The organism is Bacillus sp. Au-Bac7 (genome assembly GCF_021341655.1).
Lineage (GTDB): Bacteria > Bacillota > Bacilli > Bacillales > Cytobacillaceae > Niallia.
Genome location: NZ_JAJTTG010000001.1, coordinates 300,123 through 321,054, shown reverse-complemented (window position 1 = coordinate 321,054; position 20,932 = coordinate 300,123). Strand labels below are relative to the sequence as shown.

The window sequence follows — 20,932 nt, the reverse complement described above, 5'->3', positions numbered from 1 at the left end:
TAATTTATTTTTCTTTAAGGTCTGGTCTTAATTGAATTGCTTTTTCTAAATAGATATGATTGATGTCCTTTTGTGGGGTATCTGTATTAACATGCATCATGATGCGGATACACTTTTGCAATGCATTAGGCACATCAATTTCCTTCATGCACATTACCGGCACATATGTCCAGCCCTCTTGAAGACGAATCACTTTAGCAGGAAAGGCGGACGTCAAGTCGTCCGTGACGGAAACGAAAACAGAGGCAACATTATCAGCTATTATCGCATTCTTTCTTATCATTTCCTTCACAAGTTTTTCTGCTGCATCCAGAATCACTGTTTCTTCATCCACTTCAACTGTGATTGCTCCCCGTATTCCTCTAATCATGATTTATTCTCCCTTAAATATATGTAGTTCTTCTCTTAATTCTTGTTCATCCATTTGGACAAGTTCAGGTGTGCCTATACTCTTTAGCAACACAAAATGAATTGTTCCTTTTACGGATTTTTTGTCCTGCTTCATACGGTCAAGTAAGGCTTCCACACTTAAGCTGCTTGGCACTTCTGTTGCATAACCTAAAGTTTTGAGCCAATGTGTAAAGCGGCTACTATCGAAATCCAGTCCAAGCTTCTTTTCACTTAAACGCAATGCAAACAGCATGCCAATTACGACTGCTTCACCATGGGACATATTTCCATATCCCATTTCCGCTTCTATTGCATGACCTAAAGTATGACCAAAATTAAGGTAGGCACGGACATTTGCTTCCTTTTCGTCCTGTGCCACGACATCGCTTTTCACTAAAATCCCTTTTTCCAAAAGTACGGCCCATTGTTCTTCTGGCACACCCGCTAGGTCCGTAATATCGTTGAGCAGAGATTCATAAAACTCCATATTGCTGATTAAAGCATGCTTCATCACTTCACCAAAGCCCGATCTCAGCTCGATAACAGGCAGTGTTGCGATATAACTAGTTTCATAAAAAACTGCTTCCGGCTGATAAAAGGCACCTATCATATTTTTGCCAAGAGGATGGTTGATGGCCACCTTCCCGCCAACAGCACTGTCATGTGCAAGGATGGTCGTCGGAACCTGAATAAACGGAATTCCCCTCATAAAGGATGAAGCGACAAAACCGGCAAGATCACCGACAGCTCCCCCGCCTAAAGCTATAATCAGTGATTTCCTGTCTAGCTTTTCTTCAAGAGCAAAGCTGTGGCAGCCATAAAAAACATCAAATGTTTTCGCATGTTCTCCAGCAGGCACGATATGGGAGACAACAGGAAATGCTGTTATCTCCTTTTGAAGTGCTGCCAAATGCAATCCTGCAACTGTCTCATCTGTTATGATAAGTATTTTTGAGCAATTGGGAAAATGCTGCTGTAAAAAGGCATTCAGCTTTGAGACTGTGTTAGCACCGATAAAAACAGGATACGATTTAGAGCCTGCATTTACTTGAACTGTTTTCATTAAAATTCCCTCGCATATTGACGATGCTTTTCGACATTTTCAAGCAAACCGTCAAACCGGTCAGAATAGAACTGATCAACAATAGCACATGCCAGCTCCCATGCCACTGCATTTTCAGCAACCACAGCTGCAGCAGGAACTGCACAGCTGTCAGAACGCTCAATGCTAGCAGCAAATGGTTCCTTCGTTTCAATATCCACGCTGTTTAAAGGCTTGTAAAGTGTTGGAATAGGCTTCATAACACCTTTAACAATAACAGGCATTCCTGTCGTCATACCGCCTTCAAAACCGCCTAAACGATTAGTTTTGCGCGTATAGCCTGCTTCACTGTCCCAGATGATTTCATCATGGACTTCACTTCCAGGCTTACTTGCCGCCTCAAAGCCGATGCCGATTTCGACTCCTTTAAATGCATTAATGCTCATGATTGCTCCAGCAAGCTTAGCATCAAGCTTCCTGTCATAATGAACATAGCTGCCAACACCCACAGGCATTCCTTCTGCGATGACTTCAACGATTCCGCCGATGGAATCTCCGTTTGCCTTCGCATCATCAATTGCCTGCATCATCTTTTTCTCTGCAACTGGATCTAAGCATCTGACAGGTGATTGTTCTGTGATTTCAATGATTTTGTCAATGGAAGGATATTCTGTCACTTCCGCCTTCACTCCACCGATTTCTAACACATGGGAGGCAACCTTAATCCCAAGCAGTGACAATAATTTTTTTGCGGCAGCACCTGCAGCCACTCTCACTGTCGTTTCTCTTGCAGATGAACGCTCAAGAACATTGCGCATATCGCGATGGCCATATTTAATTGCGCCGTTTAAATCTGCATGCCCTGGTCTCGGACGAGAGATTTTACGTTTAATTTCACTAGATTCCTCATCATCAATAGGCCCTTGACCCATGACTTTTGTCCAGTGCTTCCAGTCGTTGTTTTCCACAATAAGTGACACTGGCGATCCTAATGTTAGACCGTGGCGAATTCCGCCGCCGATTTCTGCAGTATCTGTCTCTATCTGCATCCGTCTGCCTCTTCCGTGCCCTTTTTGTCTTCTTGCAAGCTGTTCATTGATGTCCTCTGCTGTCAATGGCATACCAGCAGGCAGACCTTCTATAATGGTAATTAGTTTTGGACCATGTGATTCCCCTGAAGTTAAATATCTCATATCAAAATCCTTTCTCCCTTCAACGCTTTAAAGGAAATATGTTTCAATATATCATACGTTCGTGAATATGGATAGTAAAAAATCCTAAAAACCTGCATTTTTTATACTTTTTTATAGAAAAATGTATCTTCTGTCTCAAAGCCATACTTGCCAGGATTAAAAATTTGCTCTGTGCTGCCGACAAAAAATATGCCGCCGGGTCTTAATGCATTCGCAAATTTCTGATATAAAATATCCTTCGCTTCCTCTGTAAAGTAAATCATGACATTTCGGCAGACAATTAGATCGTAAGGCCCTTGAAAGGGATCAGACAATAGGTTTTGTTGCTTAAATGTCACAGGCTTTTTAATTTCCTCGCTGATTTTAAACATGCTTCCCGATTGGGTAAAGTGCTTCTGTTTTTGCGCAATCGGAACTTCATTTAACGAGCGCTCCACATAAAGGCCTTTCTTTGCTCGTTCAATAGCATTAATATCAAGGTCTGTAGCAGTAATTTGAAAGCTAGTCGGACGGAGGTGGTTTGATAGAATCATGGAGAGAGTATACGGCTCCTCACCAGTTGAACACGCTGCACTCCAAACCTTCAAGCTAGAACTGCCTTTAATCAAGGTCGGCAGAATTTTATTCTCAAGCACCTCCCACCGTCTGAAATTACGGTAAAATTCTGAAACATTAATGGTCATGCGGTCCAGTAATTCTTCGAGAAGCTCCTTATTCTTTCCTATTGCTTGAGAGTATTCTTTAAAAGACCGATAGCCTCTTTTTTCATATAGAGAGGTTAACCTTCTTTTCATTTGCGCTTCTTTGTAGAGAGATAAATCGATGCCTGAAATTTGCTGAAAATTCCTGATAAATTCTTGATAGTCTTTTTCCATAATGAAACCTCGCATCCTGCTGCTAGTAATTTTTCTTTTTTACTAGTATAAACGATAATGATAAGAAATGGGGCAATTATTTAGCAGCTACTTATTAAATAAAAGACAAGACATTCCTATTATTTTTGTTTACGGCAGCAATCATACTACTTTTCAAACAATAAAAAAGCTGCCCTTGAGCAATTACTTGCTCAAAGGGCAGCCTATATTATGTAAGGGGCATTAATAAACCCAATTATTGCTGAGCTTATTATACTCAACAAGTTCTTCTTCTTTAAAAAATAAGCCGATTTCTCTAGCTGCGCTTTCTATACCATCTGATCCATGAATCACGTTTTTTCTCATTACTACTGCAAAATCACCGCGGATTGTGCCGGCAGCAGCATCTATAGGATTTGTCTTGCCCATCATGAGCCTAGCCTTTGCCACCACATCTTCGCCAGCCCACACCATAGCAAATACAGGCCCTGAAGTGATGAAATCAACCAGCTCCATGAAGAAGGGCTTGTCCACATGTTCTTGGTAATGCTTTTTAGCAAGCTCCTCTGACACAACCATTAACTTGGCACCAACAAGCTGGAAGCCTTTGCTTTCAAAGCGTTCTACAATCTTGCCGATTAAATTTCTTTGCACTCCATCTGGTTTGACCATCAAAAACGTTTTCTCCATTTGATTCACTCCTATGTATGTAGTAGTAAGAAAAAATGATTTCATGAAAACGATATCATACATAAAGCGACAATGCAAAGCTTATATTAAAACTTCCTTTTCCCTAAGTACTTCGCTATATTGATGAGGGCAGTTTTGCTTCTACCCTTCGGAAGATCAACAAGCGCATCAAGTGCTTTTTGCAGATACATATTGCTCACCTTAATAGAGCGTTCAATGGCATCAGAGCTCTTAATCAAGCTTATAATTTCTAACAAATCTTCCCGGTCCATTTCTTCATGAACGGTTTCTACCTTTTGGCGGATAACATCATTTTCCATTGCATACAAAACAGGCAAAGTAATATTACCTTGCAATAAGTCGCCGCCAGCAGGCTTCCCTAGTTCTTCTTCTGTACCGACAAAATCAAGAATATCATCAATAATTTGATAAGACATTCCAACATAATAACCGAATTTATGTAGTTTTTTCTGATGCTTCTCTTCCACATCAGACACAATAGCCCCGACTAAAGAACTAGCAGAAATAAGCAGAGCTGTTTTTCTTTTTATGCGGCGAAAGTAATCCCTCACATTTTGTTCAAACTGGTATTTGTCTTTAATTTGCTGAATTTCACCGAGGCAAACCTCAACAATCGTGTCTGCCAACACTTTATGAGCATCCGGCTTTTCCAGTTCACTCATAATTTCAAGGGATTTAGCGAAAATATAATCACCACTATACATAGCAACTTTATTATCCCATTTCGCCTTAATCGTCGGTTGCCCTCTGCGCAAGTCCGAGTCATCGATAACATCATCGTGAACAAGGGATGCCATATGAATCAACTCGAGTGCGACTGCTGCCTTTTTAATGACATGGATGTCATAATTGCCAATTTGACCAGCGAGCAGGACAAAAATCGGCCTAATTCGCTTACCGCCCGCTTTAAGAAGATGCAGCGACGACTCTCTCAATATAGAAGTGTTGGCATTCACTGTATCTTCCAGTGTTTTTTCTATTAATTCTAAATCAGAATTCAAAAATGAATACATCATTTTTAATTTCACTTAAGCCTCACCCGTCTTTAACTGCTGTACAAAATAGATACAGACATTATTTTTCTTTAAAGCCGATATGCACAGCAGCCACGCCACCGCTGTATGCCTTATACGTCACATTGGACAAGCCTGCCTTTTCAAAAAGGGAAGCGAGCTCTTTCATTCCTGGAAAATCCCGAGCTGATTCCTGCAGCCAAGAGTATTCCTTGTAGCTTTTGGCGAAAATCTTTCCAAACAGGGGCATCACAAACCGGAAATAGAAGTAGTAGCCTTGCTTAAAAACAGGCATTGTCGGTTGAGATGTTTCCAGACAAACAACCTTGCCTCCCGGTTTAACTACCCTTCTCATTTCCTTGAGCACTTGCAGATAGTCAGGAACATTTCGCAGCCCAAAGCCGATTGTCACAAAATCAAAGCTGTCATCAGCAAACGGCAGCTCCATAGCATTGCCATGAATCAATTGGATTTGCTGATAATCCTTTGTTTTCTCTTTGCCGATGCTCAGCATGTTTTCGCTGAAATCAAGTCCGATTACTTCACCAGTTGACCCGACTGCATCTGCCAGACTTATTGTCCAGTCCGCTGTGCCGCAGCAAACATCCAAAGCTTTTGCGCCTTTAGGAACATTCATCCTTTTCATCGTTTCTTTGCGCCAAATCTTATGCTGCTGAAAACTGATTACTGTATTCATTTTATCGTAATTGCCATATATCTTTTCGAATACATGGTGCACTTTTTCTTCCTTTGATTGGTGCTCCCGCATTGCTCTTACCCTTCTTCCACATACATTTGTTGTTTGATTTTATCCAAAACTGCCACAGTTCTGACCCCGATTCTGTCCTCATCAGGCGCATAGCTCTTAAGCGCTTCTGTTAAGCTGTCTGCCGCTTTTTGAACTGCCGGATCGAACAGACGATATCCTTGATCCTCTGCAAGGCGGCCAAGCTCCCCACTATGACGATTCAGCATGCTGAATAAAAATGAATCCCCAGTTAAGTTATATGTATTCCTGTCTTGCAGCATTCTGTTCAGAAATAGAAACGACAATGCAAAGGTTCTCCAATTATGCAAGCGGAAACGGTCAACAAGCTTATCTAAAATAGAAAACTCAACAGCTTCTATGGCATCTATCATTTCTGGAAGTCCGGCAAAAGCTTGCTGATAGATAATCATCTTATTCTCGTTAACCTCTTTAATTGCTTCGGCAAACACTTTTATCATCTCATAATCTCCGAGGTCTGCCAGCAGCTTGTAATATTGACCGCTGTAAAAATCTCCGGCCAATATTGTTAACTGCCTGTTCTTTTCTATTCCTTTATGAACGCTGTCATTGGTTACAAGCTCATGGGTATCAAGGGCAATTTGAATAAGCATTGTTGTTGTGGCATATGTGATGACTTGGCTGTCATCTATGTCAGCCTGCTTTAATAGAAAAACGGTAAGCAGAAGCTTGTCTTCATCAATTATCGGATTATCAATATGCTTAAAAAGATAAGGATGAGCAATCTTTTGTAATACCTCTTCCCGCACATTCTCCACCATTTCTTGAAATAACATCATAATATCACCCTTGTTCCCCCATAAATTTCTCTTTATATATACATTACAACTAAATTATATTTGTATAAAGTCTAGCTTATTATAGCATACTTGCTTGCTGACACCACTTAAAAAGCCTTGTAAGACAAGCCTTTATGTCACTTAATTAAAGACAGCACCTCTGTGCGGGCATCTGCATTTTCTGCATACTTACCGCGGACAGCTGTTGTAACTGTCTTCGCACCAGGCTTGTTAACGCCTCTCATTGTCATGCACATATGCTCTGCTTCAACTACGACCATAACACCATGCGGATCAAGCATTTCTTGAATCGCATCAGCGACTGTTGAAGTGATGCGCTCTTGCAGCTGCGGTCTTTTCGCAACAGCTTCAACCGCTCTTGCTAATTTGCTCAAGCCCGTTACTTTTCCGTTTCTAGGAATATAGGCTACGTGAGCAACTCCATAAAACGGAACGAGATGATGTTCACACATGCTGTACAGCGGAATGTCTTTAACAAGCACAAGCTCCTCATGGTCTTCCCCAAAAATAGTATGAAAATACTCTCTTGGATCCTCATTTAATCCTGAGAAAATATCACTATACATTTTGGCGACTCTTTTTGGGGTATCAAGCAATCCTTCTCTTTCAGGATCTTCCCCAATCGCTTCCAGTATTTGTTTTACCGCATCTTCTATCTTGGCCAAATCAACATTCGACATTCTTTTTTTCCTCCCAAAGCTATCAATCCAATTTCCTTTAATCATATTAGCATATAAAAAGAACGAACACCACGAATACCGTTAATTCTATTCAATTCCCATTAAGCCATTGGCTAAACTTTTGGAAAATATGCTAATAAATAGAAAAAACCGCGAGTAATTCGCGGTTTTTAGAGAAATAATATGCAATGTATGTAAATTACTTCACTGCGTCTTTAAGTGCTTTACCTGGTTTAAAAGCAGGAACTTTGCTTGCTGCGATTTCGATTTCTTCACCAGTTTGTGGGTTGCGACCTTTACGAGCAGCACGCTCACGTACCTCAAAGTTACCAAAACCGATAAGTTGTACTTTATCGCCATCTTTTAAAGCATTCAAGATTGTATCAAAAACAGCATCAACTGCTTTAGTAGCGTCTTTTTTAGACAATTCGCTTGCTTCTGCAACTGCGTTAATTAATTCTGTCTTGTTCATGCCTTTCACCTCCTCCCAAATGTTTCAAATAAATCCTAAAAAATCGTTTCATATCATTATTTGTAAACAATTTATCGGAATTATATACGTCATCAAGAATATTTTTCCTTTGCAGCATCATAGGGTTCCATAATGCTACTACTAACGTGACAAGCATTTATAATGTATATCATAATGCTTTAATCGCTGTAATGACGCTGATTCCTTTAAAAGATTATCATAATCGTTTGAGCATATCAAGAAATTTTATATATTGATAGCAATCTTTTCATCATTTGATATAAAAGTGTAATATTAAATCAATAAATTTACATACATATCCGAAACTGACAAATTAAGAGAAATAGCCCAGTTCTTATTATTTAGTAGGGAGAAGTTAACGCATGCAAAAAAAAGAAACTCCCACAAAGAGAGTTTCCTATAAGATTATTGCAATAAGCCCTCCAGAGCCTTCATTGATGATACGCTCAAGTGTCTCTTTCAGCTTGTAGCGGGCATTTTCAGGCATAAGTGAAAGCTTTGCTTGAATTCCTTCCCTAACAATGGAGCTTAAGCTTCTTCCGAAAATATCCGAATTCCAGATGGATAATGGATCATCCTCAAAATCCTGCATCAAATATCTGACAAGTTCCTCACTCTGTTTCTCAGAACCGATAATTGGTGCAAATTCTGACTCAACATCCACTTTAATCATGTGGATAGATGGTGCTACAGCCTTTAATCTTACACCGAATCTTGAACCTTGGCGGATGATTTCCGGCTCATCTAAGCTCATATCGATAAGGGATGGTGCTGCAATGCCATAACCTGTTTGTTTAACCATTTTCAGTGCATCTGAGATTTGGTCATACTCTGTTTTTGCATGGGCAAAGTCCTGCATTAGCTCAAGCAAATGATCTTTCCCTCTGATTTCCACACCAACAATCTCTTTCAAAATTTCATCATACAGCTCATCTGGTGCGTACAAATCGATTTCGGCAACACCTTGCCCCATCTCAATTCCTGCAAGACCAGCCTTATCGATAAATTCAAAGTCGCTGAATTGCTGCACAACACGATCGACATCTCGCAGTCTCTTAATATCTTTAACTGTTTCCTTCACAGCCTCTTGATAGTTGTCACGCAACCAATGGTTCTCCCGAAGAACCATTACCCAGCTCGGCAGGTTTACGTTCACTTCAAGTACAGGGAACTCAAACAGTGCTTCTCTCATTACATTAAGGACATCTGATTCTCTCATGCTTTCAACACTCATTGCGATAACTGGAATATCATATTTTTCTGATAGTTCACTGCGAAGCTTTTCTGTATTAGGGTGATAAGGCTGGGCGCTGTTGACAATCATAATAAACGGCTTGCCGACTTCCTTCAGCTCTTCAATAACCCTGTTTTCTGCTTCTAAGTAATTACTTCTCGGTATATCCCCAATCGTTCCATCTGTTGTAATGACAACACCGATTGTGCTATGTTCCTGAATAACCTTTCTTGTACCAATTTCAGCCGCTTCATGAAATGGAATTGGCTCTTCATACCATGGTGTATTGATCATCCGAGGCCCATTTTCGTCTTCATAACCCTGCGCGCCTGGAACCGTGTAGCCGACACAATCAACTAATCGGATATTTACATCCAATCCTTCATCCACAGTTACAGATGCCGCCTGATTTGGAACAAACTTTGGCTCTGTCGTCATAATCGTCTTACCTGCCGCGCTTTGCGGCAATTCATCCTTTGTTCTTGCACGGTCACCTTCATTATCCATATTCGGAATAACAACCAATTCCATAAACTTCTTTATGAAAGTAGACTTGCCTGTTCGAACAGCACCCACTACACCTAAGTAAATATCACCGCCAGTTCTTTCGGCAATATCTTTAAAAATATTTACCTTTTCCAAATGATCCCCTCCTGAACTCTCCCTAGTGTAGAGATTAGCAAAAACCATTTAATGCAATTAGACAATATATATTTATGATGTTGTCCTATCTCATTATGACTACTTTTATAAATTCCCCCTTTTTTTTATGGAAGATTTCTTCTCCTTAAAAAACTACTTCGTAAAAAAACATATAATCAGCGGACTTTATCGCAAATCATAAAAGAAGTTAAAGTAATGCTCAGCTTATTTTATGATTTTTATTCACGCCAAAAAAAATAACCCTTCTAAATCATATATACACATGAATGATAGGGTTATGACTATTTCTATAAAAATTTATTTTATCGGTGTACATAGGAGCTACAGAGTCATTTTCATTCAAAAAAAAATCAAAGTAAAAGCAGGGGAACCTTTACTTTGATTTCATGACTATATAACCCATCACCTGTTCATTCCACCAGGTTGCTTCAAAGCATTGTATGCATAAATACATCATTCGCACACCATAAAATGCCTAATAATCGTAACAAATTTCGAAAAACAGATTTTTAAAGCTCACTAAAGGATGTATAAGACTTATTCTACGTACTGGGAAGCAAGGATGTTCACAAGGTCTTCCATCTCATGTGTTTTATCCCTTGCCATTAAGCCTTCCACTACTTCCTTCGCATTCTTCCCATTAAACAGCACATCATATAAAGCATTCGTAATCGGCATCTCAATGCCATATTTCTCAGAAAGCTGTTGGCCTGCTTTAGTTGTTCTGATTCCTTCTACAACCATTCCCATGTTCTCAAGAACCTCTTCAAGGGGACAGCCCTTTCCAAGCAAATTACCAGCTCTCCAGTTTCTTGAATGGACACTCGTACAGGTCACAATCAAATCACCAATGCCGGTTAATCCTGAGAAGGTAAGGGGATTTGCACCCATTTTTGTTCCTAATCTCGCCATCTCTGCAAGTCCTCTTGTAATAAGTGCAGCTTTGGCGTTGTCACCAAAACCTAGCCCATCTGTAATTCCAGCACAGACTGCGATAATATTCTTTAGTGCACCACCGATTTCCACACCGACAATATCAGGATTCGTATAAACCCTGAATTTTGAATTAATGAACAAGTCCTGAACTTTTTCTGCTTCCTCCATGTTTTTAGAAGAAACTGTTACTGTCGTCAAATGGCGCAAGCTTACTTCCTCTGCATGGCTTGGTCCTGACAGGACAACAATGCTCTTTAACAGACGCTCCGGAATCTCTTCTTCCATTATTTCAGATATGCGAAGCAGTGTTCCTGGCTCAATCCCTTTGCTTACATGAATGAATGTTTTTGGTTCATCTAAGAAAGGTATAATTTGTTGGATTACTTCGCGCATCGCTTTTGTAGGAACAGATAAGACAATATAATGGACATCCTTTAAGCTTTCCTGCATGGACGTATATCCAATGATATTTTCCGAAAGCTTTATGTCTGGAAGATATCGTTTGTTTACATGATTTTTGTTGATTTCTTCAATATCTTGTCCATTTTTACCCCAAAGATGGACAGTATGTCCATTATCGGCAAGCACTAACGCAAGCGCTGTCCCCCAGCTTCCGGCTCCGATCATTGCAATTTTTTTATGATTACCCATTACGATCCACCTCTATTATTTTCTTTCACGCGCAAAAATTCTAATTGGTGTTCCTTCGAAGCCAAAGGCATCTCTAATACGGTTTTCTAGGAAACGTTCATAGGAGAAATGCATCAGCTCTGGATCATTAACAAATACAACAAATGTTGGCGGTCCAACAGCTACTTGAGTAGTATAGTAAATCTTCAAACGTTTACCTTTATCTGTTGGTGTTGGATTCATCGCCACAGCATCCATAATGACATCATTCAATACACTTGTCTCTACCCTTAAAGTATGATTTTGGCTGGCGATATTAATCATTGGAATCAATGTATGAATCCGCTTTTTCGTCTTAGCAGACAAGAACACAACCGGTGCATAATCCAAGAATAAGAAATGCTCTCTGATGTTTTGTTCAAATGTTTTCATTGTTTTTTCGTCTTTTTCGACAGCATCCCATTTATTTACAACAATAATAACCGCTCTGCCTGCTTCATGGGCATAGCCTGCGATTTTTTTGTCTTGTTCAATAATGCCTTCTTCCCCGTCTATAACAACTAAAACAACATCTGATCTTTCAATCGCTCTTAATGCACGAAGAACACTGTATTTCTCAGTACTTTCATACACTTTCCCTTTTTTTCGCATACCTGCTGTATCAATGATTACGTATTTTTCACCGTTAACAGTAACTTCTGAGTCAATCGCATCTCTTGTTGTGCCGGCAATATTGCTGACAATAACGCGGTCCTCTCCAAGCATTGCATTAACAAGCGACGATTTCCCTACATTCGGACGGCCGATTAAAGAAAACTTAATGACATCATCAGCATAGTCTTTTGTGTCTCTGTTTGGGAAATGCTTGGCAGCTTCATCTAATAAGTCACCTAAACCTAAGCCGTGAGATCCGGAAATCGGCATCGGCTCACCAAATCCTAACGAATAGAAATCATAGATTTGTTCGCGCATCTCTGGGTTATCAATTTTGTTTACAGCAAGAACAACTGGTTTTTTTGCACGATAGAGGATTTTTGCTACCTCTTCGTCGGCAGCTGTTACACCTTCACGGCCGTTCGTAAGGAAAATGATAACATCAGCTTCGTCAATTGCTACCTCTGCCTGTGCTCTGATTTGCTCTAAAAAAGGCTCATCGCCAATATCGATTCCGCCTGTATCAATCAGGTTAAAATCATGATTCAGCCACTCTGCAGAGCTGTATATTCTGTCTCTTGTTACACCAGGAATATCTTCAACAATGGAGATTCTCTCCCCGACAATTCTATTAAAAATAGTAGACTTTCCAACGTTAGGACGTCCTACTATTGCTATTACAGGTTTCGCCATTCTTACTTACACCCTTCCATACTCCAAAATAGTCTTTTTTGCTTTTATGTCTACACAAACAAATACTATGTAAATTATTATTCCAAGCTCTTCTAAATCAGCCTGACATGTCAACTAAGATCGCAATACTGCTTGCCACAGTCCAAAAGCGTTAAAAACAATTAGGGGCTAGCCCAAGCTTTTAGGCAGTCCCCTAACTAATATATCTTAACAGAGCAGCATTGTACAGGCAAGTACAAGAAAATTGTTAAGCTATGCTGGGATTTGCCAGTCCTAAACTAACTGCTTGAATGCTCAATGCTTGACGATAATATAAACATCTTCGCTGATTTTATGGGCAATTCCGTCAAGAATAGCTTCCAAGTTTGTTGCTACAACTTCCATTTCACTAACGTCGCTGCAATAAAAAACGCCAGTGCCTTGCGCTACTTTTTCCGGTTTCGTTGTTATAGCGGCCAATATATACTTTTCAATCGTCACTGTGCTTCTTCCTCTCTTAACAGCCTTTTGCTCGGCATCCGGATGGCATTTTCAAGAGTTGGAGTTGCTCCAATAATCTCAAGCGCTTTTTCCGGGTCATTATGCTGCGGCAAAACAAAAACAGCGACCCTTCCATCCTCCAAGTCTCTTTTTGCTAAAGGAACTAAAGCTGGTGTTCCAGAATCGCGGTACACTCCCAATGCAGTCGAGACATCGTACAGAATTGCCTGTCTTTGCCCAAGATTTGCGATTGTCGTTCTGGCATTGAAGTTTTTAGGTGTGAGGATAAATCCCATCCCGTATTTCAGCACTTCCTCCTGCCGTGCTGGTATCCCGATATTCATAATATAAATATTATCAACATACAAGCCAGCATCTTCAAATCTCGGTTTAACATATTCAATTGTTACAATATCGCGAAGCTTTCCGCCGGACATGAGCTTCCTGCTGATAAAAAACGATATAATTGCCGCAATAATTCCGCCCCATATATGGAAAGTAATGAATCCAAAGGTACTCAAAAGGCTTGCAAACATAACAAGATAATTTCTGCTTTCAAATGCAATTGCTATTCCTTCGATATACGTTTTCCCACGTGGCACCATCTCGTAACTGTCAAGCTCTGTTAAGGTGTTTCTTTCCATATTGCGGACATCCCGAAATTGCGAGGCAGCGACAGTGAGAAAGGTGACAGCTGTAAAGTCTTTATCTAATATGGAGGGAATGGCAACTGTGCCTAGACCTGCCGCTATGAATCCAAGTGCAACATGAATGATCTTCCCGTGAAGATATGTCGGGTATTGCCTGTAATCAGTGCGAAGCATAAACATGCGTAAAGCTGTTCCGATAATGAGTCCAAATAGAATTGGATATGTAAATGTGGTCATCATAGTTTTTGCTTCTCCTTTTCGATTAAGTATATTTGCTGTTCCAATTTCGCAAGGAAAACTTTAGCAATATTCCACGCTGTTATGCTGGCTATACATAAGAGCAGACTGTCGAAAAAGGCCGCTGTTCCAATTCTTTCGTCCATCCTGTAGTAATGGAGCAAGTATCCGTACAGCATTTCGCCAACAGAACTTCCTATAATGATCATTAAACCCTGAGTTGCCATTGTTCGATGCAGCATCACACTTAAAATAGCAAGCATTACTGCAAGCATGACGTCTTTATCTATTAACAGCCAAACTGGATCAAGAATGCTTAAAAGCTGCAAAGCGCAATAAGCAAGCATTGTCATAAAGGCTGTCAGCACCATATAAAGCTGCTGGGACGTCCGTAGCCTGGCAGCATAAATAAAAGCTGACACTATTTGGACAAGCAGCAATACAGACACTTCCATGCCCATAAAGGGTAATTGATGAGGATATAAAATTATTGCAATAAGCAAAAAAGATGCGTATTTACTTCTATTATTATTATCTTTCTCCATAAAAAAAGTGGGTATTAACCAGAGCATCCAAGCAAACCAAAAAAACATATTACCTTCCATAACTATTCACTCTCCTACTTTTTCCATTATGTCAATTAAATATGTACTTTAAACTTAGAAAAGTAAGGTTTGGCAAATGCTGGACAAAATCCCTCTGCATAATGTGGGGTGTTATTTATCATTCTATTGATAGGGGGTGTTACAAGTGGGAAAGGATCGTCAAGAGAAGAAATTAAGACAAAGCCACCGCGTCGAATCTGACCGCGACCAGGCTATCCATTATCCTGGGGCGACACGTTTACAAAGCCCTAGTGAAGGCAGAGCCTTAAACGATAATAAATCCAGTGATTGACACACACTAAAAAGAGCTGTCCAAGAATAACCAAACAACGTTCTCCTTTAGAGAAGCTGTTTGCCCTTCTTGGACAGCTCTATATTATTATTGCTGCTTTAGTTTTTTCAATTGCTCGCCAATCATGTCACCTAATTGGAACCCTTTTGATTCCTCTGGCAGCTCATATACTTCATCTTCTTCTTGCTCTTTTTCCGTCAAGTCTTTGATGTTTAAGGAAAGGCGCTGTTCCTCTTCATTCACATCAAGCACCTTCACTTGAACTGTTTGCCCTTCTTTAAGCACTTCATGCGGTGTGCCGATATGCTTATGAGCGATTTGAGAAATATGGACAAGTCCTTCTACCCCTGGGAACACTTCAACGAATGCACCATATGAAACGATACGTTTAACTGTTCCTTCTAAAATACTGCCTTTTTCCGCTTTTTCTGCGATATTTGCCCACGGTCCTGGCAATGTATCTTTAATAGATAAGGAAATTCGGTCATTATTGCGGTCAACGCTTAAGATTTTCACATTGACTTCTTGACCTTCCTGAACAACATCTGAAGGGTTAGTGATATGCTCATGTGACAGCTGAGAGATATGCACTAAACCATCTATACCGCCCAAGTCTACGAATGCACCAAAGTCAGTTATTCTTTGAACAACCCCTTGAAGCGTCTGTCCTTCTTGCAAAGATTCAAGCAAGTTTTGTTTTTGCTTGCTTTTCTCTTCTTCAATAACAGCCTTATGGGAAAGGATTAAACGATTTTTATCCTTTTCAAGCTCTACAATCTTAAAGGAAATAGTTTTTCCTTTATAATCAGAGAAGTCTTCCACATAATGTGCTTCTACAAGCGATGCAGGAACAAAACCGCGCACACCTAAATCAACGACAAGCCCGCCTTTTACTACATCCTTCACTTCTGCATCAAAGATTTCACCAGAGTTGAACTTTTCTTCTAAGCTTTCCCAAGCTTTTTCAGCATCGACTTTACGTTTAGACAGAACAAGAGCATCCTCTTCTACTTTAATAACTTGAAGATCAAGCTCTTCTCCTTCTGAAACTACATCTTCTGCTTTTTCAATATGAAGGCTGGACAATTCGCTAATCGGAATAATACCATCCAGTTTACTGTCACTGATGGCAATAATAACTTGTTTTTCTTCAACCTTAGTAACTTTACCTGTTACGCGGTCCCCAACTGTGTAGTTATGAACAACGATATCATTTAATTCTTCAGACATATGTACTCCTCCTTAAACTTTTCTAATGAAATAATGCAATAATTGCTCATTCCATATAGCTTTCATAAAAAATTAATAGAATAATAAAAATTTATTTTCTTCTATCTAACTTCTTATAAATGTGATTATTTGTCAAGTAAGAAACACTAGCGCGCTTTACAGCCGCATAAGCGGCAATCAGTTTGTAATCTTATCCTCTGTCAATGCCATAATTTTGCCTACCACATCATTGATGGATAAAGAAGTCGTATCAATTTCGATTGCGTCTTCTGCTTTTTTAAGCGGAGCCACTTCTCGTTCAGAATCTAATTTATCTCTTGCTGCTATTTCCGACTTCAGCTGCTCCAAATCCGATTCAAAACCTTTAGCAATATTTTCAGTATGGCGTCTAACTGCTCTTTCCTCTACTGAAGCAAGTAAGAACACCTTTACTTCAGCATGCGGGATGACATGTGTTCCAATGTCCCTACCATCCATTACCACGCCTCCGCCGATTGCAAACCCCTGTTGTCTGCGAACCATCTCTTCACGCACTAACTTATGCTTCGCTGCAATGGACACAGAATTTGTCACATTGCTTCTGCGGATATCTTCCGTAACGTCGACGCTGTCCAAGAAAATTTTCTGTCCCTTTTCACCAGGGAAAAGCTCGATAGCCGTACTGTCTAACATACTTTCTAACGCTGCCTCGTCCTCCAAGTTAATCCCAGTGTTTAAGGCTTTTAAGGTTAGCGCCCTGTACATTGCCCCAGTATCGATATATATATAGCCTAGTTGTTCTGCTACAATTTTGGCTACTGTGCTTTTTCCGGCAGCTGCCGGTCCATCTATTGCAATGCTGATTTTTTTCATATTTCCTCCTAAAACCTTCACTATCCCAGTATCCAACATATAATTTGAAATTACTTAGAACAGAATTTTATCAGTTTTTATTTTATCATATTTTCTATCCCAATTTGTTGATTAAACCTATTAAAATCCGTACTATTTTTTCACATTTGATTTTCAAGTACAAAAAAACCTTTCAGATTAAAATCGAAAGGTTTTTCAAGCTCTACTCCTGGCTAAGCCCGAGTGTTTCCAAAATGGAGGTGTAATTCGACTTAGATACCCCTTCATATTGGGCAAGCTGATGCAGTTCTGGAAGTATGTTTACTTGATGAAGTATTTGACCAGCTAGCAAAAAAAACAACTGGATGGCAATTAACTTAAACAACAACCGTTCAAATCGCTTCATTTTCCACTAACCTCGATTTCTGTTGTGCCCTTTTTGATATTAAACAGGCGAATTCACTTTACCTGTTTAGTATCGGAATATCTTATCGAGTTTATTCAGATTTCCAGTCCTTTCTTACGGAAAGAAAGCTGACGGTCAAAACAGAAACGCAAGAAAAGCTGGCGGTCATTTGCGCTTACCTCGATAAATTCCAGCGGCGCTTTATTATGTGTTTCATTATAATTAATGATTTTTTTAACGATTGCCTTCACCTTTAAATAATAATAATCACCGTTTTGCATCGGCAAAACAAAGTTGGTGTACACAATGGTCTCTGCCTTAAGATTAGAACCTGCCGGCACAAGAATGGCTGCTCCGCCTGCACTTATGTCTGTTGTTATTGTCGCAAACGGCGCAACTTCTGTGTCGTCAGAAGAGATGGCAACATCCACATTTGTTTCTACTCTGACATACTCTCTCCTCTGAATCTTAATAAACTGGTCACTGTTCGGGAAATGAAGGATAAGCATTGGTATATTGTTTTGCTTCTCTCTCCCGATAATTTCTGAGTCGAACATGTAAACCGCTCCTTGACTTGTAACAAAGCTGACCTTTAGCTGTGTTCCGTTCAGCAAGAAGACGGCCTTTTTTGTTTCAGCATGGATGGGATAATCTATATAGATTTCATTTTCTTTTCTATCAACTAAACGGCATTTATATTTTTCTGAGTTCTCACTATGAGCTGGCTCTAATATTAACGTATCTCCGATATTTATCACTATAGTACCACGCTTTCTTCGTTTGCTAATTAGGAATTAATTCTTTTTACCTATATTATCGCAAAAACATCTTCCTTATCAATAGTCCACAGAAAAAAACGTAGTAAAAAAGCAGCAAGGAACAAGATACCCCTACTGCTTTTTTACTATTAAACAACGTCATCATATAAAGGTTCAGCATTTTTGAGTTTTTCGACTTTTTCTTCTGTGCCAGTATCAGCATTAATATAAATACGATACGTATCATCATCCAATGTGCCGATAAATTCATAGCATAATACTTCATCGTTTAAATCATTAAGAATAACAGCCAATCCGTCTTCCATTATGTTAACATTTTTGCTGATTTTCTTTTGTGCCTCAGACTTAGATATTGCGGGATTTTTAAAATCCCGACTCTTATGCTGTTTTAAGTAATCTTCAGCAGTAAAGCCGATAATATTCCCATTATCTAGAGCAACTTTTATCTTAATGCTGTCTGGATAAATTCTTACCCCGTTATCCTCTGTTACATAGGTAAAGACACCGATATTGTCATATTGCATACTTTCAAATAATGCCAAGTCTTTAAAGTCATGCTGTTTCAAAAAATCCGTTGCCTTGTTGCTAGCATCATTTAAACTGATTTTTTGTTTTTTAACATCTCTTGAAACAATCGACCAGATTGGATATCCGCCCTTTTTGGTAATATCCATATTTGCTTCTGTTCCAGTATCTTTTTCTTTAAGAGAGACACTGTAAAATCCATATCCAGATCCTTTGCCATTCTCTGTGATGTTGACTTCCACATCACCTTTAAATGCTGCATAATCTTCGGCGATTTTTTGCGCTTCTTTTTTCGTGATTTCTTCTCCTTCTAAACTGCTGAAGTTTTCATCCTTTTTTTCCATATTAACATTTGTAACGCCAAAGCTTGTTTCTTGGTAGCCATCTACTTTGTCCTCAACAGTTTTTAAACCATCAATGATTGTATTATCTCCTTGCTTATTCGTTGCCAAGGCCATCTCAACGTCCATCCAGCGTAAATTGTTTTCTAGAACTAGATGCTGCACATTGCGCAATTCATCTTGAATATCCTTTGCATCTCCATACAGCTTTTTCAATGATTTATATTCCTTATCGGACAGTGGTTCATCATCTAAATTTCGGACAGCCGTCCGGTAGCTGAAATCTCCGATATTTGCTAAAAATTCCTCTGTCTTATTGAATGGCAATAAAGTGAGCGGCAGCTGGCCAACATCGCTATGGGCCTGTGAAGTTATTCTCCATACTTCCGCCAGTGACGGAGACAGTGATTCTTGTGAATTCATCGCAAGTGTTGTTCCAATTTGATCATGAAGCAAATCTATTTGATAGGAAAGATCATGGAAAGCACGTTGATAGCTGTTTTCAGCATTCATTAATACTGCATTTTTTTCCTTATGTTCTTGATAGCCCCAAAATGCTGCACCTGCAACTCCGATTGTCAAAATACCTATCAATATCCCTCTAAGCATTTAACGTTCACCCCTTTTATTTACAGAATATGTGCTTGCCTATTTGCTTAATTTGCGGTCTTGACCAAATCCAACCGCTAGTTGCGGTTGCTGGGTTAAAATAATAGATAGCATTTCCTGTAGGGTCCCATCCATTTATAGCGTCAAGGACAGCTTGTTTTGCCGTCTCATTAGGTGTCAGCCAGATTTGTCCATCTGCAACAGCTGTGAACGCTCTTGGTTCAAAGATAACCCCTGATACTGTATTCGGAAACGAAGGGCTAGTCACCCGGTTAAGAATGACAGAAGCAACAGCAACCTGACCGATATAAGGCTCACCTCTTGATTCTCCATAAACGGCATTTGCCATTAGCTGAATATCATTCTGTGAGAAACCGTTAGGAACATTAGCAGCTGTCGGCGTTTTTTTCTTCACCGATTCGCCAGCATTCGCTTTTGGCGGAGTTGCCTTTGTATTATTGTTTGCGACATTATTGTTAGTGTTTGCTTTATTATTGGCTCCAGCGTTATTTGCTTTTGATTGATTTGTTTGTTTTTTTGTTGCTGGTTTTTGCTGATTATTATTTGCTGCCTTATTTGTATTAGTTCCTGTGTTTGACTTATTAGCAGTCCCTGACTTATTTGCATTGCCAGCCTTGTTTTTATTTGCAGAAGGTGTTTTTTGCTTATTCAAATCTGTCCCACCGTAATGTGAGAATTTTTTCCCGGTGTCAATTTGTTCTTTTACAAATTGCTCATTATACTTTGATGCTTTAGCTAGCTTTAGTTTTGTTTGCCAGCCGGCGAGTCCGTCAATTGGCAGCCCGAATTCATATTGGAAGTTTCTTAATGCCCAATATGTTTTCCAGCCAAAGACTCCATCAATTTTGCCATTGTAAAATCCTATATATTGGAGTCTTGCTTGCAATTCAATTACATCATCTCCAACAGCACCTTGCTGAATCACTTGATTCGAGAACGCTTCCGCTTTATGCTCCACATTCGCTAATGTTGCTAGAATGATACAGGCGGAAATTACGACAGAAATTTTCGTTAAGAACTTTTTATTCATGCGTGTTACCCCCAGATGTGAATACTATTTGTCATTGACTCTATTTTTTGTAGCCACTTGGTTTTTATGCAAAAAAAAAGAAAATGAACAATTTCATTTTCTTTTCAAGGGATATATTCGCAT

At 39.5% G+C, this 20,932-nt stretch carries 23 protein-coding genes; 1 reads left to right on the top strand and 22 read right to left on the bottom strand.

Translation table 11 applies throughout. The annotated features are described in order from the left end of the window. Positions 1–4: 4 nt before the first annotated feature. The 16 genes from aroH to LXM54_RS01645 form a co-directional block, all read right to left on the bottom strand. Complete coding sequence (gene aroH, locus LXM54_RS01720; RefSeq protein ID WP_233313360.1) at positions 5–370, bottom strand: chorismate mutase; 366 nt, start codon at positions 368–370, stop codon at positions 5–7. 3 nt (positions 371–373) lie between these two features. Continuing rightward, complete coding sequence (gene aroB, locus LXM54_RS01715; protein ID WP_233313359.1) at positions 374–1,453, bottom strand: 3-dehydroquinate synthase; 1,080 nt, start codon at positions 1,451–1,453, stop codon at positions 374–376. Beyond that, complete coding sequence (aroC, locus tag LXM54_RS01710; protein ID WP_233313358.1) at positions 1,453–2,625, bottom strand: chorismate synthase; 1,173 nt, start codon at positions 2,623–2,625, stop codon at positions 1,453–1,455. The genes aroB and aroC overlap by 1 nt, the downstream gene beginning before the upstream one ends. Before the next feature lie 101 nt (positions 2,626–2,726). Beyond that, positions 2,727–3,500 carry a CheR family methyltransferase gene (locus LXM54_RS01705; protein WP_233313357.1) on the bottom strand — a complete coding sequence of 258 codons (774 nt, stop codon included), beginning with the start codon at positions 3,498–3,500 and terminating at the stop codon, positions 2,727–2,729. 222 nt (positions 3,501–3,722) lie between these two features. Beyond that, positions 3,723–4,169: a nucleoside-diphosphate kinase gene (gene ndk, locus LXM54_RS01700; protein WP_233313356.1), complete on the bottom strand. Its 447-nt coding sequence runs from the start codon at positions 4,167–4,169 to the stop codon at positions 3,723–3,725. Between the two features lie 86 nt (positions 4,170–4,255). Further along, entirely contained in the window at positions 4,256–5,218 is a 963-nt protein-coding gene (hepT, locus tag LXM54_RS01695; RefSeq protein WP_233313354.1) for a heptaprenyl diphosphate synthase component II, read from the bottom strand. A gap of 46 nt (positions 5,219–5,264) precedes the next feature. Then, positions 5,265–5,972 (bottom strand): demethylmenaquinone methyltransferase, encoded by a 708-nt coding sequence (locus LXM54_RS01690; protein ID WP_233313353.1) that lies wholly within the window; start codon positions 5,970–5,972, stop codon positions 5,265–5,267. 5 nt (positions 5,973–5,977) lie between these two features. Next, entirely contained in the window at positions 5,978–6,769 is a 792-nt protein-coding gene (locus LXM54_RS01685) for a heptaprenyl diphosphate synthase component 1 (protein ID WP_233313352.1), read from the bottom strand. A gap of 137 nt (positions 6,770–6,906) precedes the next feature. Beyond that, a complete protein-coding gene (gene folE, locus LXM54_RS01680; RefSeq protein ID WP_233313351.1) occupies positions 6,907–7,470 on the bottom strand; it encodes a GTP cyclohydrolase I FolE in 564 nt (187 codons plus the stop codon). A 199-nt stretch (positions 7,471–7,669) separates the two neighbouring features. Next, positions 7,670–7,942: an HU family DNA-binding protein gene (locus LXM54_RS01675; protein ID WP_016203034.1), complete on the bottom strand. Its 273-nt coding sequence runs from the start codon at positions 7,940–7,942 to the stop codon at positions 7,670–7,672. A 418-nt stretch (positions 7,943–8,360) separates the two neighbouring features. Next, positions 8,361–9,839, bottom strand: a complete 1,479-nt coding sequence (spoIVA, locus tag LXM54_RS01670) for a stage IV sporulation protein A (RefSeq protein ID WP_233313350.1) — start codon at positions 9,837–9,839, stop codon at positions 8,361–8,363. 558 nt (positions 9,840–10,397) lie between these two features. Further along, a complete protein-coding gene (locus tag LXM54_RS01665; protein ID WP_233313349.1) occupies positions 10,398–11,447 on the bottom strand; it encodes an NAD(P)H-dependent glycerol-3-phosphate dehydrogenase in 1,050 nt (349 codons plus the stop codon). A gap of 15 nt (positions 11,448–11,462) precedes the next feature. Further along, positions 11,463–12,773: a ribosome biogenesis GTPase Der gene (gene der, locus LXM54_RS01660; RefSeq protein ID WP_233313348.1), complete on the bottom strand. Its 1,311-nt coding sequence runs from the start codon at positions 12,771–12,773 to the stop codon at positions 11,463–11,465. Between the two features lie 294 nt (positions 12,774–13,067). Next, positions 13,068–13,253 (bottom strand): capping complex subunit for YIEGIA, encoded by a 186-nt coding sequence (locus LXM54_RS01655; protein WP_233313347.1) that lies wholly within the window; start codon positions 13,251–13,253, stop codon positions 13,068–13,070. After that, positions 13,250–14,140: a YIEGIA family protein gene (locus LXM54_RS01650; RefSeq protein ID WP_233314720.1), complete on the bottom strand. Its 891-nt coding sequence runs from the start codon at positions 14,138–14,140 to the stop codon at positions 13,250–13,252. The genes LXM54_RS01655 and LXM54_RS01650 overlap by 4 nt, the downstream gene beginning before the upstream one ends. Beyond that, positions 14,140–14,745 carry a YphA family membrane protein gene (locus LXM54_RS01645; protein ID WP_233313346.1) on the bottom strand — a complete coding sequence of 202 codons (606 nt, stop codon included), beginning with the start codon at positions 14,743–14,745 and terminating at the stop codon, positions 14,140–14,142. The genes LXM54_RS01650 and LXM54_RS01645 overlap by 1 nt, the downstream gene beginning before the upstream one ends. Before the next feature lie 145 nt (positions 14,746–14,890). On the opposite strand from LXM54_RS01645, the gene LXM54_RS01640 reads away from it, so the two are divergent. Continuing rightward, the gene (locus tag LXM54_RS01640; protein ID WP_233313345.1) at positions 14,891–15,037 is read left to right on the top strand and encodes a YpzI family protein; all 147 of its coding nucleotides are present in this window, start codon (positions 14,891–14,893) and stop codon (positions 15,035–15,037) included. Between the two features lie 87 nt (positions 15,038–15,124). Here the strand turns inward: LXM54_RS01640 and rpsA are convergent, their stop codons facing one another. From rpsA to sleB, 6 genes are all read right to left on the bottom strand, one after another. Then, complete coding sequence (gene rpsA / locus LXM54_RS01635; protein WP_233313344.1) at positions 15,125–16,267, bottom strand: 30S ribosomal protein S1; 1,143 nt, start codon at positions 16,265–16,267, stop codon at positions 15,125–15,127. 177 nt (positions 16,268–16,444) lie between these two features. Beyond that, the gene (cmk, locus tag LXM54_RS01630) at positions 16,445–17,119 is read right to left on the bottom strand and encodes a (d)CMP kinase (RefSeq protein ID WP_233313343.1); all 675 of its coding nucleotides are present in this window, start codon (positions 17,117–17,119) and stop codon (positions 16,445–16,447) included. Positions 17,120–17,321: 202 nt separating this feature from the next. Beyond that, a complete protein-coding gene (locus LXM54_RS01625; RefSeq protein ID WP_233313342.1) occupies positions 17,322–17,504 on the bottom strand; it encodes a YpfB family protein in 183 nt (60 codons plus the stop codon). A gap of 95 nt (positions 17,505–17,599) precedes the next feature. Beyond that, positions 17,600–18,262 carry a flagellar brake protein gene (locus tag LXM54_RS28195; RefSeq protein WP_233313341.1) on the bottom strand — a complete coding sequence of 221 codons (663 nt, stop codon included), beginning with the start codon at positions 18,260–18,262 and terminating at the stop codon, positions 17,600–17,602. Between the two features lie 149 nt (positions 18,263–18,411). After that, entirely contained in the window at positions 18,412–19,758 is a 1,347-nt protein-coding gene (gene ypeB / locus LXM54_RS01615) for a germination protein YpeB (RefSeq protein ID WP_233313340.1), read from the bottom strand. A 16-nt stretch (positions 19,759–19,774) separates the two neighbouring features. Next, positions 19,775–20,809: a spore cortex-lytic enzyme gene (gene sleB / locus LXM54_RS01610; protein ID WP_233313339.1), complete on the bottom strand. Its 1,035-nt coding sequence runs from the start codon at positions 20,807–20,809 to the stop codon at positions 19,775–19,777. Positions 20,810–20,932 lie beyond the last annotated feature (123 nt).